Below are 13,545 nucleotides of genomic sequence, written 5' to 3' on the forward strand. Positions count from 1 at the left end.
TCGGCGGCCTCATATCAGGGAGGAGAAAATTCGCGCAATCATGGCACCTTTCCCTGACAGGCGCAAGATGAAAACCGTATGCACTTATATCACGGATACACAAGCTTTCACGGCGGGTTAACGTCATAATCAGTCGGTTATCAGGGATATTTAACAGGAGTCAGCGTGGTTACAGGACCTTTTATTAATGCCAGCGCGGTGCTGGTCGGCGGCGTGTTAGGCGCCTTACTCAGCCAGCGGTTGCCGGAACGGATCCGCACATCCATGACCTCAATTTTTGGCCTGGCGTCATTAGGCATCGGTATTTTACTGGTGATTAAATGCGCCAATCTGCCGGTGATGGTGCTGTCGACCCTGGTGGGAACGCTGCTCGGCGAAATATGCAATATGGAAAAAGGCATAAATACGCTGGTCAGTCAGCTTCAGCAGTTGCTGTCATCGAAGGGTAAGAAAAAGGCCTCGGCTCATGACTCCTATATTCAGAGCTATGTGGCGATTATCGTCCTGTTCTGCGCCAGCGGCACCGGCGTCTTCGGCGCCATGCGCGAAGGGATGACCGGCGACGCCAGCATTCTGATTGCCAAAGCGTTTCTTGATTTTTTCACCGCCACCATTTTCGCCTGCACCCTGGGCATTGCCGTCGCCGCCATCAGCGTGCCGATGCTGCTTATCCAGCTGACCCTCGCGGCCTGCGCGGCGATCATTATGCCGCTCACCACGCCGATGATGCTGGCGGATTTCAGCGCCGTCGGCGGTATGCTGCTGGTGGCCACCGGGCTGCGCATCTGCGGAATAAAAATGTTTGCCGTGGTGAATATGCTGCCTGCGCTGGTGCTGGCGATGCCGATTTCAGCGGCCTGGACGCTGTTTTTTGCCTGAAGACGCGTGCTTTTAGCGCAATGTGGTGATAGATTGTTCAGTCTGCTGCAAAACAGATAAATTTCGTTGACGAGGCGCGGCGATTACGGTTTAATGCGCCCCGTTGCCCGGATAGCTCAGTCGGTAGAGCAGGGGATTGAAAATCCCCGTGTCCTTGGTTCGATTCCGAGTCCGGGCACCACTATTTAAAGAACCCGCCCAAAAGGCGGGTTTTTGCTTTTCTGCATCCGGACTCTTCATCGAACTGCGTAAACCCGTGATTTCTCTGCTGCGTTTTTCTCCTGGCCAGCCCGCTGCCACTTAACGGCAAGCGCAGGCCTGTTCCCCATAGAATCTTTTCGCAAATACATTGCCAGATATCAGATAACACGCTGATTAAAATCGTCTTTTTTTCGCCAAAAGCGGCTAAAAACGCCCTTTTCTGGCAATCGATCCGCCCAGGTGGCTACCCTGCTTTCCCTCCGGATGGCTAAACAGCATCTTATATTCCATTTTGCGCTAAATGACAGAGAAATATTCTTTAAATAACCGATTTCACAGACCTACCATGCAAAAATATCTTAAACGAGTGGGTAAATGGTTATGTCACTGTTTCATTCCGTGAGCGACCTGATCGGTCATACTCCCCTGCTCCAGTTGCACAAACTGGATACCGGCCCCTGCAGTCTGTTTTTAAAACTGGAAAATCAGAACCCGGGCGGCTCAATTAAAGATCGGGTCGCGCTGTCGATGATTAACGAAGCCGAGCGCCAGGGAAAACTGGCGCCCGGCGGGACAATTATCGAAGCCACCGCCGGCAATACCGGCCTCGGCCTGGCGCTGATTGCGGCGCAGAAAAATTACCGCCTGATCCTGGTGGTGCCGGACAAAATGAGCCGCGAGAAAATCTTTCACCTGCGGGCGCTGGGCGCGACGGTGCTGCTCACCCGCTCCGACGTCAATAAAGGCCACCCGGCCTACTACCAGGATTATGCCTGCCGCCTTGCCGATGAAACGCCGGGGGCTTTTTACATCGACCAGTTTAACAACGACGCGAATCCGCTGGCGCACGCTACCTCCACCGCGCCGGAGCTTTTCCAGCAGCTGGAGGGCGACATAGACGCCATCGTCGTCGGCGTTGGCTCCGGCGGCACACTGGGCGGGCTTCAGGCCTGGTTTGCAGAACATTCGCCGAAAACGGAATTTATCCTCGCCGATCCGGCGGGCTCGATCCTTGCCGATCAGGTTGATACCGGACGCTACGGCGAAACGGGATCCTGGCTGGTCGAAGGGATTGGAGAAGATTTCATCCCGCCGCTGGCCAGGCTGGAAGGGGTGCATACCGCCTATCGCGTCAGCGACCGCGAAGCGTTCCTCACCGCGCGCCAGCTGCTGCAGGTCGAGGGGGTACTGGCCGGCTCCTCCACCGGCACCCTGCTCAGCGCCGCGCTGCGCTACTGCCGGGCGCAAAGCCGTCCGAAGCGGGTGGTGACCTTCGCCTGCGACAGCGGCAATAAATACCTGTCAAAAATGTTCAACGACGACTGGATGCGCCAGCAGGGGCTGATCGCCCGCCCCGAACAGGGCGATCTCAGTGATTTTATCGCCCTGCGCCATGACGAAGGCGCCACCGTCACGGCCGCGCCGAACGACACCCTGGCCGCAGTATTTACCCGCATGCGGCTGTATGACATCTCCCAGCTGCCGGTGCTGGAGGATGGCCGCGTGGTCGGCATCGTCGATGAGTGGGATTTGATCCGCCACGTTAAGGGCGATCGCCAACGCTTCTCTCTGCCGGTTAGCGAAGCGATGAGCCGCCATGTTGAAACTCTCGATAAGCGTGCGCCAGAGAGCGAACTGCAGGCCATTCTCGATCGCGGTCTGGTGGCGGTGATCGCTGACAACGCGCGTTTTCTTGGCCTGGTCACCCGCAGCGATGTACTGACCGCCTGGCGTAACCGAGTCGCACAATAAGGAATTTTTTATGTCATCTATCCACACCCTGAGCGTACATAGCGGAACCTTCACCGACAACCACGGCGCAGTGATGCCGCCGATTTACGCCACCTCCACTTTTGCTCAGCCGGCGCCGGGGCAGCATACCGGCTATGAATATTCCCGTAGCGGGAACCCTACCCGCCACGCGCTGGAGACGGCGATCGCCGACCTGGAAAACGGCACGCGCGGCTACGCGTTCGCCTCCGGGCTGGCCGCCATCTCCACCGTGCTGGAGCTGCTGGATAAGGACAGCCACCTGGTGGCGGTCGATGATGTGTATGGCGGTACTTATCGCCTGCTGGAAAACGTTCGCCGTCGTAGCGCTGGTCTGCAGGTGAGCTGGGTGAAACCCGACGACCTGGCGGGGATTGAAGCGGCGATCCGCCCCGATACGCGCATGATCTGGGTGGAGACGCCCACCAACCCGCTGCTGAAGCTGGCGGATCTCAGCGCCATCGCCGCCATCGCGCGCCGCCATAACCTGATCAGCGTCGCCGATAACACTTTCGCCTCGCCGGCGATCCATCGCCCGCTGGAGCATGGGTTTGATATTGTGGTCCACTCCGCGACCAAGTACCTCAACGGCCATTCCGATGTCGTCGCCGGCCTGGCGGTGGTTGGCGATAACGCTGAGCTCGCGGAAAAGCTTGGCTACCTGCAGAATGCGGTAGGCGGTGTACTCGACCCGTTCAGCAGCTTCCTGACGCTACGCGGCATCCGCACCCTGGCGCTGCGGATGGAGCGACACAGCGCGAACGCGCTGCAGCTCGCCGAATGGCTGGAACAGCAGCCGGAGGTGGACCGAGTCTGGTTCCCCTGGCTGGCCTCGCACCCGCACCATCAGCTGGCGCGCCAGCAAATGGCCCTGCCCGGCGGCATGATTTCCGTCGTGGTGAAGGGCGATGACGGTTACGCCGAACGCATCATCAGCAAGTTGCGCTGGTTCACCCTTGCGGAGAGTCTGGGCGGCGTGGAGAGCCTGGTGAGCCAGCCCTTCAGCATGACCCATGCCTCGATCCCGCTGGAGAAGCGCCTGGCGAACGGCATCACGCCGCAGCTGATCCGCCTGTCGGTCGGGATCGAAGATCCTCACGATCTGATTGCCGACTGGCAGCAGGCGCTACGGGAGGAGTGATTATTCCGACGCGCGGGTCGTCGCCAGCGCGTCGGCCATTCCCTGCTGAAGGTGGGCGATAAACTGCGTCAGCTTCGGCAGGGGCCGGCGATCCTGGCGCCAGAGCAGATGCACAGGCCTCGGCTGTGGGGTCCACGCCTCCAGCACCCGCATCAGGCTGCCGCTGGCCAGCGCATCGGCCAGCAGCACCTCCGGCTGCATCAGCAGCCCGGCCCCGGCGATCGCCGCCTGGCGCAGCGCATAGCCATCGTTGCAGCGCAAAACCGCATCGCGCTTCCAGCGCACTTCCCCCTCCATGCCCGGCAGCCGCCACTCGTTGCGCGCGGTCCAGACCGTATGGGACAGGCAGAGATGATCGGCGAGATCTTCCGGCATCCCTGGCGTTCCGTAACGCGCCAGATAAGCCGGCGCGGCGCAGATCACCATCCGATAGGGCGCCAGATAGCGGGCCACCAGATCCTCCTGATGGATCTCGCCAATGCGGATCGCCAGATCGAAACCTTCATCCACCAGATCGACCATCCGGTTGGTCAGATCCAGTTCCACCCGGACCGCTGGCCAGGCCTGCAGAAAGGTGGCGGTCAGGGGCGCGATCACGCTGGCGCCGAACGAGGTGGGCGCGCTCACCCGCAGGGTGCCGGCGGGCGCCAGCCGCAGCCGCTCAACGGCGCTTTCGGCGATGGAGACCTGCTCCATCACCCGTTTCGCTTCGTCAAAATAGACCCGCCCTGCGTCGGTGAGGCTCTGGCGTCGGGTGTTACGCTCCAGCAGACGCGTCGCCAGCTGGGTTTCCAGCTGGGCGATGTATTTCCCGACCATTACCGCCGACAGCCCCAGGCGCGACGCCGCCCCGGTAAAGCTGCCGCACTCCACCACGGCAATAAACGTCTCCATCCCTCGCAGCTTATCCATATTGCTAACCTCTGGTTAGTAATGTTCTAACTTTTAGCCAGTTTATCCGATATTCGTTTTATTAAAGAATAGGCTTTCACCTCACGAGGAGTCAGCCATGAAAATTATCGTTATCGGTGCCAGCGGCACCATTGGTCGCGCGGTCAGCGAAGAACTGGGCCAGAGACATGACGTTATCCGCGTCGGCCGCACCCGGGGGGATTATCAGGTGGATATTACCTCCCAGGGGAGCGTCGAGGCGCTGTTTGCGCAGACCGGCAAAGTAGACGCCATCGTCTCCACTACCGGCAATCTGCACTTTGGGCCGTTAAGCACCATGACCGATAGCCAGTTCAACCTCGGTCTGCAGGACAAGCTGCTGGGGCAAATTCGCCTGGCGCTGGTCGGCCAGCATTTCCTGCGCGACGGGGGGTCGATTACTCTGGTCAGCGGTATTGTCGCGCAGGAACCCATTGCTCAGGGCGTCAATGCCACGACGGTCAACGCCGGTCTGGAAGGCTTTGTGCGCGCCGCCGCCTGCGAACTACCGCGCGGGATCCGCATTAATCTCATCAGCCCCACCGTGCTCAGCGAGTCGCTGGCGGCCTACGGCGACTTTTTCCCGGGCTTTGCCAGCGTCCCCGCCGCCGCCGTGGCGCAGGCCTATCGCCGCAGCATTGAAGGAGTGCAGACCGGCCGCATTTACCCGGTCGGCTACTAGCCCGTGCCGGCCCGCCGGGGCCGGCGCTTACATCCTGACGTCGTTGCAGGTACACTAACGGCTGATTGTCTCCGGCCGAAAAACTGATGTTGAAAAAATTACCCTTTATTATCCCGCTGCTGGCGCTTACCGCGCTGCTGGTCTGGTGGTTCACCCCGCATTACACCGAGGAAGACGAAGCTTACTACCGGGCGGTATTTTGCGTGATCGATCATGACGACAGCCGCCAGTTCCTCGACGATATGCAAAACATCGTCGAGGGGGGGGAATTCTGACTACGCGCTGCATAAAGCGCATTACCTGCCGGCGCTGGGGCAGCGGATGCTGGACACCTGGCATCAGCTCAGCCCGCAGGAACAGCAGACGCTGCGTCAGGACCGGCAGCGCTGCGGCGAGATATTACGGGCAAAACAGCAGGGTGAATAATCCCGGCGGGCTGGCGAAACAGCAGCCCGTCCCAGCGTCCGATAAGATCCCGCTGTTGATGAGCCGATCGCTGTCACAAAATCCTCCCCTATCGCCGAGCCACGGGATGACGTTTTTTTCTGCGGTCGCATACGATAAAAAGTAGTTGATCTGGTACGAACTAACTCTTATTTTGCTTCTCAGTTTTCAAAATGAGATAAAACTGATGCCTGTCATTATTGCCAGTAGTGTTAAAGAAGCCAAAGCGTTAATTAACGGTGGGGAATACAGGGAAATTATTCTTAACTTCGATATTGATGCCGATGACTTTTTCTCTCTCGCCAGCCATTCGGCTGGGACAAAAATCTCCATCTCCGACCGAAACGATCGCTCTCCGGTAAAATCAGCAAAATAATTAACCCGTGAGGGACATCTATGTGGTTGTTTATTGGTACCTTTGCGGTGGCTTTTCTCGCAGCGCTGATGTTGGTCTGGCTGGATGATCGCATCGCCGATACGGAGTGACCCCAGCGCTGAACGCTAGCGTCACCCCCTCTCGCTACTGAGGCGAAGAGGATGCGCCGCCGCTAAGCGGCGCACAGCAGGGTCGTTACAGGGAGGCCGCCAGCCGCTCAACGGCGGTCAGCAGCCCCGCTTCCGACACCGTGGAGTAGGAAAGGCGCAGAGTACGGGTATCCGGATTATCGTGATAGAACGCTTCCCCCGGGACGTAAACAACGCCGTTTTCCAGCGTTTTCTTCATCCATGCCATGGTATCGAACGGATAACGGAAACGCGCCCACAGGAACATCCCACCCTGTGGGCGGCTGAATTCCAGATGCTCGCCAAGGCGACTCTCCAGCGCGTCGGCCAGCGCCACGCACTTCTTGCGATAGTCTTCGCGAATCAACGCAATCTGATTTTGCAGCCGGTTCAGGCTGAGGTATTCCGCGGTGATCACCTGCGACAGCATATTGGTATGCAGATCCGCCGCCTGCTTAACGATCACCGTCTGCTGCGCCAGCCAGTCCGGCATGACGATCCAGCCGATACGCATCCCCGGCGCGAGGATCTTTGAAAACGTCGAGGTGTAAACCACCTGATCTTCACAGCCCAGCTCAACGGCGTGCTGATAGAGCGGACGTCGCACGGCGTCAGTAAAGCTAATTTCACCGTAGGGATCGTCTTCCAGAATGACGAAGTCATATTTTTTCGCCAGCTCGACCAGTCGGCGACGACGCGCCTCGCTCAGCGTTTTACCGCCGGGGTTGCCGAACGTCGGCACCAGGTAGACGGCTTTGACGCGGGTGGTCTCCAGCAGGTCGGCCAGTTGCTCCACCAGCATCCCGTCATCATCGGTATCGACGCTGAGGATATTGGCCTGCGCCAGCTGAAACACCTGCAGCGCCGCCAGATAGGTGGGTCGCTCAACGACGATAGTATCGCCTGGATCGAGCAGCGTGCGGGCAACGATATCCAGCGATTGCTGGGAGCCGGAGGTGATATAGACCTGAGCGGCTGAACAGGTCACGCCACGGGCGTGGCAGATTTCACTCACCGCCTGACGCAGCGGCGGGTAGCCTTCGGTCAGACCATACTGAAATGCGTCATGAAAACGCTCGCTCATCACCTTCTGCACCGCCAGCTCCAGGCCTTCGGTATCAAACAGTTCCGGGGCCGGAATGCCGCCGCCAAGCGAGATCACGCCCGGCAGTTTACTGTGCTTGAGAAGTTCGCGGACGGCGGAGGGCTTGAGTTCACCCGCGCGGGCGGCGAGACGCCGATCGTGCATACTATTTTCCTTTTCTGTCTTGTTGTTGTGTTAATTATCTTGGCTTTGTTGCAGGTGTTCCCCGGCGGCGCTTACCGGACCGGGCTATCCTGGCTCGTGTCTCTGCGCTCTCCCCGGACAGGGCGCGAGCCGCTATCCGGGTCAGCACATCACGCTTTATCTTTCAATACGATCAGCGGCTCTATGTCGCTCTCTTTTTTCACCACCAGCGACGAATCGCCGCGCAGGCAGGTACCGCCGTAGTTACCACCGACGGTAAAGGTGCACACCTGGATATACTTGCCATCCACTTTCGGCAGGCACCACAGCTGCTGGTAGATATTCTTACGATCGACAAACTGGCCGCTGGTCTGATCCAGAACCTCATCCTGAGGCCCGATCAGGTCGATATTGTTTCCGCAGCGTCCGGAAATGGGCTTCACGGCATAACCGGTTTTCGCCAGCTCGTCGTTAACCACAAAATCGGTATCCAGCAGATAGCGATGATGCGGGAACAGCGACCACAGCACCGGCAGGATCGCTTTGTTGCCCGGGATCACCGTCCACAGGGGTTCGAATACCAATACTTCAGGACGCAGCAGGACGTCAATCAGTCGCACCTCATTCTGCGGATGTCCGGTACGAATCGGCACCGCCGCGTACTCATCGGCGCTGACTTCGCGCACCTGCTCAATGGCGGTTTCCCATGCCCAGGTTTTCCAGACGCAGTTGACCAGCCGCCCGTCGGCGTCGATCAGCTGGCCGGCGGCATCCCAGCGCAGCTCATCAAGGCCAAAGAGAATTTTGCTCTCGAAACCGGCCTGGGTCAGCGAACGCTGGATAAACTTCGCGTGGTAATTCTCTTCCAGATCCTTGTCCTGCATGATGTGCACGAAAGGCCGCGCCCGGCTGTGTTTCCACGCCCCCGCCAGCTCATCGAGCAGACCTTCGGCCGGATTGTGACCCGTGCCGTAGTAGCCCTGCTTCAGCCACTGCTCGAGGATCAGCCCGCCTTCGGTATGGCAGGAGGCGGAGTCGGCATTGTACTCGTACACCTTCAGCCCGCGCTCGTCCATGCAAAAATCCATGCGCCCGGTGATCATATGATGACGCCGGCGCTGCCACGAGAGACGCAGACGCGGCCAGAGGATTTTCGGGATATCAAACAGCGCCAGCAGGTTATCATCCTTCATTACCTTATCGGTGGCGTGCAGATACATCAGGTGCAGCTCGTTGGTGGCTTTAATCAGCTCCTGTTCGGCGCTTTCGCTGATGGTGAAATACTGATAGGGATCCTGATTGATAAAATGGCCGTTGGCCGCCACGTAGGCTTTCTGCAGCGGATCTTTCTCGTTCAGCCATTTGCCGCGGAACTGGCCGTTGTTCGGCAGCCGCGCGCCCTTGATCGCCATCGCCTCGCCCGGCAGCACCGGCTGCGGCAGGCTGTGTTCGGTATCGGCGGTCTGGATCATCCAGCCTAAAATTTCGGTATCGGCAAAGGTATCTTTGATGGTGTACCGGCCGGCGTTGACCTCGAGGGTCAACTCGCGGGTCCACTGCTGGCCCTGCGGCAGCGGCGAGTGAATGACGTTCTGCTCGGCGATACGCACCTTATTGCCGACAAGCTGGGTGATCACCGCGACGTGGCCGGTGTGCTTGAACTCGCCGCCCTTCTGCCAGATCAGTAGCGAACCGGCGATCGGCGGACGACGGGCGCCGTTGGCGAAGGCCTGCAGCGGGAGAATATTGTCATTGACCACTTCGCGCAGAAAGCGCAGGGAGAAGATTTCATAGGCCATCCCCACATCGGTAAAGACAAACCCGTAGGTCAGGAACAGAAAGCGGCGCGCAAATTCAACGCACTGCCATTTATGCCCCATATACTCATTGCCGATGTAGCTGCGAAACGTCGCGTCATCCGGATAGTCCTGCGGATTTAAGCTACTGTAATTCGATGAATAAATTGCCACGCCGCCGGGCGCGTAGCCTAACAATGTCCCAAACGGGGCGTCACTGCTTGTCGATCCTTTGCTCATTTAGCCTGACCTCAAATAAATGCAGCCCGGGCAGTTGGCGAAACAAAACTCCCTCTTCTTATCCTGCCGCAGGCACTTACCAGACAGAGGTGTAACGATGATACCACTCATTCGTTTCGCTAATCGTGCCGTTAAGGAAAATAACCCTGCAGCCGAAAGCAGAAGTGATATCGTTATCGGTGATATAACAAAAAAACAACGCAACATCAGGAGTCGACAATGAGCACACCCTCGCATCTGAATGCCCAACCGCTGGTCTGGGGACACGGCCCGCGGACGTTTGAGGTGTTCCTTGAGCCCACCTGCCCCTACTCTGTCCGCGCGTTTAATAAACTCGACGATCTGCTCGATGAGGTCGGCGCCGATAACGTAACCATCAAGATACGGCTGCAGTCGCAGCCGTGGCATCTGTTCTCCGGGGTGATTGTCCGCTGCATCCTCGCCGCGTCCACCCTGCCGCATGGCAGAGAGCAGGCGCATAAGGTGATGCAGGCCGTGGCAGACCATCGGGAAGAGTTTGAATTTACCGATCACTGCAGCGGGCCGAACATGAACGCCACGCCGCAGCAAATCATTGAACGCATTGAGCGCTACAGTCACGTCCTGCTGGGGGCCGCCTTTGCCCGCCCGGAGCTGCAGGACGTGATCAAGTGGCACAGCAAATATGCCCGCCAGAACGGCATCCATGTCTCGCCGACCTTTATGGTCAATGGTCTGGTGCAGCCGGATCTGGGCAGCGGCGATGATGTCAGCGTGTGGGCCGCGCGGATTATGGCCTGAGGTCACCTGCTACACTTTTTGTACATCCACGAAAAAGGCAAACCAGCATGTCAGAGCAAAACTACCAGCCACCAAAAGTGTGGGAATGGAAGCAAAACAGCGGCGGCGCGTTCGCCAACATCAACCGTCCCGTTTCCGGCGCGACTCATGAACGCGTCCTGCCGGTGGGAACCCATCCGCTCCAGCTATACTCACTTGGCACGCCCAACGGCCAGAAGGTGACGATCATGCTGGAGGAGCTGCTGGCGCTGGGCGTCAGCGGCGCGGAGTACGACGCCTGGCTGATACGCATTGGCGAAGGGGATCAGTTTTCCAGCGGCTTTGTCGACATCAACCCGAACTCGAAGATCCCGGCGCTAAGCGATCACTCCACCACGCCGCCGACCCGGGTATTCGAATCCGGCAACATTCTTCTCTATCTGGCGGAAAAATTTGGCTTCTTCCTGCCGAAGGATCCCGCTGGCCGCACTGAAACCCTTAACTGGCTGTTCTGGCTGCAGGGCGCCGCGCCCTTCCTCGGCGGCGGCTTCGGCCACTTCTATAACTATGCGCCGGTGAAGATCGAGTACGCGATCGATCGCTTTACCATGGAAGCCAAACGCCAGCTCGACGTGCTGGACAAACAGCTCGCCCGCGGTCGCTATGTGGCCGGCGAGGAGTACACCATCGCCGATATGGCTGTCTGGCCGTGGTATGGCAACGTAGTGCTGGGCAATGTCTATAACGCGGCGGAGTTCCTCGACGCCGGGAGCTATAAAAACGTGCTGCGCTGGGCGCAGGATGTCGGCAACCGCCCGGCCGTCAAGCGCGGACGCATCGTCAACCGCACCAACGGCCCGCTCAATGAGCAGCTGCATGAGCGCCATGACGCCCGCGACTTTGACACCCAAACGGAAGATAAGCGCCAGGCGTAAGGTCTTCACCCTTTCCCGTTGACGGGAAAGGGTTCCCACCACAGGACGGTTCCGCCTGCGAAGCCGTCCTGTTTAGCTTTCCAGCCGATAGCCCGCCAGAAAATAGCGCATCGCCATACCCGACCCACCTTCTTTGAAGAAATCCATCACCATATCCCTGTCCAGGCCATAGCGACGGGTGAGGATCCTCGCTTCCCAGGCGCTGAGCTGGCGGTCGCCGGTTTTTTCAAACATGCGGTGCGAGTAGCCGAGCACAAACCCGCGTTTATAGTCGGCGCAAAAATTCGCCGCATGCGCGGCGGTGTCAGCATAGGATGCCTGTAGCCCCGCCATTAAGCCTTTGCCAAAATGATTTTCCATCGCGCCCTCCCAATCGTTATATAATAAATTATATAGCGTTTTTTTGAGCGAGCGGTAGCGCTATTTATGACGTTTGCGCTAGCGTAAATACTTCTCAAACCATGCCAGCGTGCGTTGCCAGGCAAGATCAGCCGCAGCCCGATCGTAGCGCGGCGTGGAATCATTATGAAAGCCGTGATTCACGCCCTGATAGAAATAGGCCTCGTAGACTTTATGGTGTTCCTTCAACGCCTGTTCATAGGCAGGCCAGCCTTCATTAATGCCGCTATCGAGGCCGGCATAGTGCAGCAGCAGCGGTGCTTTAATTTTATCAACCTCCTTCAGCGGCGGCTGGCGACCGTAAAACGGCACCGCGCAGGCCAGCTCCGGGATCGCCACCGCCGCCGCGTTGCTGACGCCGCCGCCGTAGCAAAAACCGGTGATACCGACCTTCCCCGTCGCCTGTGGATAGTTCGCCATAAACGCGACCGCCGCAAAAAAATCATTCATCAGCTTCACGGGATCGACTTTCTGCTGTAGCGCGCGGCCTTCATCATCATTCCCCGGATAGCCGCCGACGGCGCTCAGGCCATCCGGCGCCAGCGCGATATACCCCGCTTTCGCTACCCGCCGGGCTACATCTTCAATATAGGGGTTCAGGCCGCGGTTCTCATGCACCACCACCACAGCGGGCGCTTTGTCGGCTATTTTTGTCGGCGTCACCAGGTAAGCCCGCACTTCGCCGTGACCATCAGGAGAGGGATAATGAATATACTCCGGGCGGATATCCGGGTCGGTGAACGGTACTTGCTCTGCCAGGGCATAGTCGGGCTTCAGCAGATTAAACAGCGCCAGCGCGGTCATCCCGCCGACAGTATATTTCCCCGCCAGCTGGAGAAACTCGCGTTTACTGATTTTGCCGTGGGCATAGTAGTCATAATACTCGAGCAACTGCTGCGGGAAATCTTTGGCCGTTAATCGCGTCATCACCCTGCCTCCGTTGTTAAGCGCTCTTTAAGCAAAGCAGAAGCCCGGACATACGCCAGCCCAGAAAAGCATAAAACGGGGAGGAACAGCCCAGCGGCTAACGCCGCCGGGAGAGAAGGGATCAGTGTTTCACTTTGGTCAGACGATCAAGGTAGCCCATCACAAAGGCCGAAAGCACGAAGGTCAGGTGGATAATCACGTACCACATCAGCTTATTGTCCGGGACGTTTTTCGCATCCATAAACACCCGCAGCAGGTGAATAGAGGAGATCGCCACGATGGAGGCGGCAACCTTATTTTTCAGCGAAGTCGCGTCCATTTTGCCCAGCCAGCTGAGTTTTTCTTTACCCTCGTTAATATCCAGCTGCGAGACAAAATTTTCATACCCGGAGAACATCACCATCACCAGCAAACCGCCCACCAGGGTCATATCCACCAGCGACAGCAGGGTCAGAATCATATCCGACTCGCTGACGCTAAAAATATGCGGCAGTATGTGGAAGATCTCCTGAAAAAATTTGATGGTCAGCGCAATCAGACCGAGCGAGAGGCCAAAATAAACCGGCGCCAACAGCCAGCGCGAGGCGTACATAGCATTTTCCAGAAAGCGTTCCATAAGATCCTGTCAGTTAACATAAACGGCCGCCATTATATCGCAACAGGGTAACGCTTATGCAACATCAGCCGCCCGCGTCATCTGCAGGCGGCCA

General features: G+C 58.3%; 14 protein-coding genes, 1 tRNA gene and 1 pseudogene. 9 read left to right on the forward strand and 7 right to left on the reverse strand.

The window, feature by feature from the left end; all coding sequences use genetic code 11:
- The first annotated feature begins 165 nt into the window (after window positions 1-165).
- The 4 genes from AC6CWS_RS17055 to AC6CWS_RS17070 all read left to right on the forward strand — a co-directional run bounded on the left by AC6CWS_RS17055 (window position 166) and on the right by AC6CWS_RS17070 (window position 3,991).
- Window positions 166-879 (forward strand): DUF554 domain-containing protein, encoded by a 714-nt coding sequence (locus AC6CWS_RS17055; RefSeq protein WP_023291007.1) that lies wholly within the window; start codon window positions 166-168, stop codon window positions 877-879.
- A gap of 105 nt (window positions 880-984) precedes the next feature.
- Window positions 985-1,060, forward strand: a tRNA-Phe gene (locus tag AC6CWS_RS17060).
- Between the two features lie 395 nt (window positions 1,061-1,455).
- Window positions 1,456-2,832, forward strand: coding sequence for a pyridoxal-phosphate dependent enzyme (locus tag AC6CWS_RS17065; RefSeq protein WP_186924908.1), 1,377 nt, complete (start codon window positions 1,456-1,458; stop codon window positions 2,830-2,832).
- 10 nt (window positions 2,833-2,842) lie between these two features.
- Window positions 2,843-3,991 (forward strand): trans-sulfuration enzyme family protein, encoded by a 1,149-nt coding sequence (locus tag AC6CWS_RS17070; protein ID WP_065882666.1) that lies wholly within the window; start codon window positions 2,843-2,845, stop codon window positions 3,989-3,991.
- Here AC6CWS_RS17070 and AC6CWS_RS17075 read toward each other — a convergent pair whose 3' ends face one another.
- Window positions 3,992-4,903 carry a LysR substrate-binding domain-containing protein gene (locus AC6CWS_RS17075; RefSeq protein ID WP_065882665.1) on the reverse strand — a complete coding sequence of 304 codons (912 nt, stop codon included), beginning with the start codon at window positions 4,901-4,903 and terminating at the stop codon, window positions 3,992-3,994.
- 97 nt (window positions 4,904-5,000) lie between these two features.
- Here AC6CWS_RS17075 and AC6CWS_RS17080 point away from each other — a divergent pair, with 97 nt between their 5' ends.
- The 3 genes and pseudogenes from AC6CWS_RS17080 (at window position 5,001) to AC6CWS_RS17090 (ending at window position 6,423) form a co-directional block, all read left to right on the forward strand.
- On the forward strand, window positions 5,001-5,603 hold the full coding sequence (locus AC6CWS_RS17080) for a short chain dehydrogenase (RefSeq protein WP_065882664.1): 603 nt from the start codon (window positions 5,001-5,003) through the stop codon (window positions 5,601-5,603).
- An 86-nt stretch (window positions 5,604-5,689) separates the two neighbouring features.
- Window positions 5,690-6,029: pseudogene (locus AC6CWS_RS17085) on the forward strand (hypothetical protein).
- Between the two features lie 205 nt (window positions 6,030-6,234).
- Window positions 6,235-6,423: a hypothetical protein gene (locus AC6CWS_RS17090; protein WP_004205204.1), complete on the forward strand. Its 189-nt coding sequence runs from the start codon at window positions 6,235-6,237 to the stop codon at window positions 6,421-6,423.
- 195 nt (window positions 6,424-6,618) lie between these two features.
- Here the strand turns inward: AC6CWS_RS17090 and AC6CWS_RS17095 are convergent, their stop codons facing one another.
- The 3 genes from AC6CWS_RS17095 to AC6CWS_RS17105 all read right to left on the reverse strand — a co-directional run bounded on the left by AC6CWS_RS17095 (window position 6,619) and on the right by AC6CWS_RS17105 (window position 10,014).
- Window positions 6,619-7,800: an aminotransferase-like domain-containing protein gene (locus AC6CWS_RS17095; RefSeq protein WP_023291014.1), complete on the reverse strand. Its 1,182-nt coding sequence runs from the start codon at window positions 7,798-7,800 to the stop codon at window positions 6,619-6,621.
- Window positions 7,801-7,949: 149 nt separating this feature from the next.
- Window positions 7,950-9,815, reverse strand: coding sequence for a bifunctional glutathionylspermidine amidase/synthase (gene gss, locus AC6CWS_RS17100; RefSeq protein ID WP_032454060.1), 1,866 nt, complete (start codon window positions 9,813-9,815; stop codon window positions 7,950-7,952).
- Window positions 9,816-9,891: 76 nt separating this feature from the next.
- A complete protein-coding gene (locus AC6CWS_RS17105; protein WP_032454061.1) occupies window positions 9,892-10,014 on the reverse strand; it encodes a hypothetical protein in 123 nt (40 codons plus the stop codon).
- A 20-nt stretch (window positions 10,015-10,034) separates the two neighbouring features.
- Here AC6CWS_RS17105 and AC6CWS_RS17110 point away from each other — a divergent pair, with 20 nt between their 5' ends.
- Entirely contained in the window at window positions 10,035-10,595 is a 561-nt protein-coding gene (locus tag AC6CWS_RS17110; RefSeq protein ID WP_004150918.1) for a DsbA family protein, read from the forward strand.
- 47 nt (window positions 10,596-10,642) lie between these two features.
- Window positions 10,643-11,509: a glutathione-dependent disulfide-bond oxidoreductase gene (gene yghU, locus AC6CWS_RS17115; protein WP_008806496.1), complete on the forward strand. Its 867-nt coding sequence runs from the start codon at window positions 10,643-10,645 to the stop codon at window positions 11,507-11,509.
- 72 nt (window positions 11,510-11,581) lie between these two features.
- Here yghU and AC6CWS_RS17120 read toward each other — a convergent pair whose 3' ends face one another.
- From AC6CWS_RS17120 to AC6CWS_RS17130, 3 genes are all read right to left on the reverse strand, one after another.
- The gene (locus tag AC6CWS_RS17120; RefSeq protein ID WP_065882663.1) at window positions 11,582-11,869 is read right to left on the reverse strand and encodes a DUF2623 family protein; all 288 of its coding nucleotides are present in this window, start codon (window positions 11,867-11,869) and stop codon (window positions 11,582-11,584) included.
- A gap of 78 nt (window positions 11,870-11,947) precedes the next feature.
- Window positions 11,948-12,835, reverse strand: a complete 888-nt coding sequence (gene yghX / locus AC6CWS_RS17125) for a YghX family hydrolase (RefSeq protein WP_004144560.1) — start codon at window positions 12,833-12,835, stop codon at window positions 11,948-11,950.
- 121 nt (window positions 12,836-12,956) lie between these two features.
- Complete coding sequence (locus tag AC6CWS_RS17130) at window positions 12,957-13,451, reverse strand: TIGR00645 family protein (RefSeq protein ID WP_004105804.1); 495 nt, start codon at window positions 13,449-13,451, stop codon at window positions 12,957-12,959.
- Window positions 13,452-13,545: the final 94 nt, after the last annotated feature.

The sequence above is a fragment of the Klebsiella sp. M041 genome, assembly GCF_059759695.1.

Bases quoted from the DNA above. Each gene is read 5' to 3' on its own strand.
- AC6CWS_RS17065 (WP_186924908.1), top strand. From the start codon at position 1,456: ATGGTTATGTCACTGTTTCATTCCGTGAGCGACCTGATCGGTCATACT.
- AC6CWS_RS17070 (WP_065882666.1), top strand. From the start codon at position 2,843: ATGTCATCTATCCACACCCTGAGCGTACATAGCGGAACCTTCACCGAC.
- AC6CWS_RS17075 (WP_065882665.1), bottom strand. From the start codon at position 4,903: ATGGATAAGCTGCGAGGGATGGAGACGTTTATTGCCGTGGTGGAGTGC.
- AC6CWS_RS17080 (WP_065882664.1), top strand. From the start codon at position 5,001: ATGAAAATTATCGTTATCGGTGCCAGCGGCACCATTGGTCGCGCGGTC.
- AC6CWS_RS17090 (WP_004205204.1), top strand. From the start codon at position 6,235: ATGCCTGTCATTATTGCCAGTAGTGTTAAAGAAGCCAAAGCGTTAATT.
- AC6CWS_RS17095 (WP_023291014.1), bottom strand. From the start codon at position 7,800: ATGCACGATCGGCGTCTCGCCGCCCGCGCGGGTGAACTCAAGCCCTCC.
- gss (WP_032454060.1), bottom strand. From the start codon at position 9,815: ATGAGCAAAGGATCGACAAGCAGTGACGCCCCGTTTGGGACATTGTTA.
- AC6CWS_RS17110 (WP_004150918.1), top strand. From the start codon at position 10,035: ATGAGCACACCCTCGCATCTGAATGCCCAACCGCTGGTCTGGGGACAC.
- yghU (WP_008806496.1), top strand. From the start codon at position 10,643: ATGTCAGAGCAAAACTACCAGCCACCAAAAGTGTGGGAATGGAAGCAA.
- AC6CWS_RS17120 (WP_065882663.1), bottom strand. From the start codon at position 11,869: ATGGAAAATCATTTTGGCAAAGGCTTAATGGCGGGGCTACAGGCATCC.
- yghX (WP_004144560.1), bottom strand. From the start codon at position 12,835: ATGACGCGATTAACGGCCAAAGATTTCCCGCAGCAGTTGCTCGAGTAT.
- AC6CWS_RS17130 (WP_004105804.1), bottom strand. From the start codon at position 13,451: ATGGAACGCTTTCTGGAAAATGCTATGTACGCCTCGCGCTGGCTGTTG.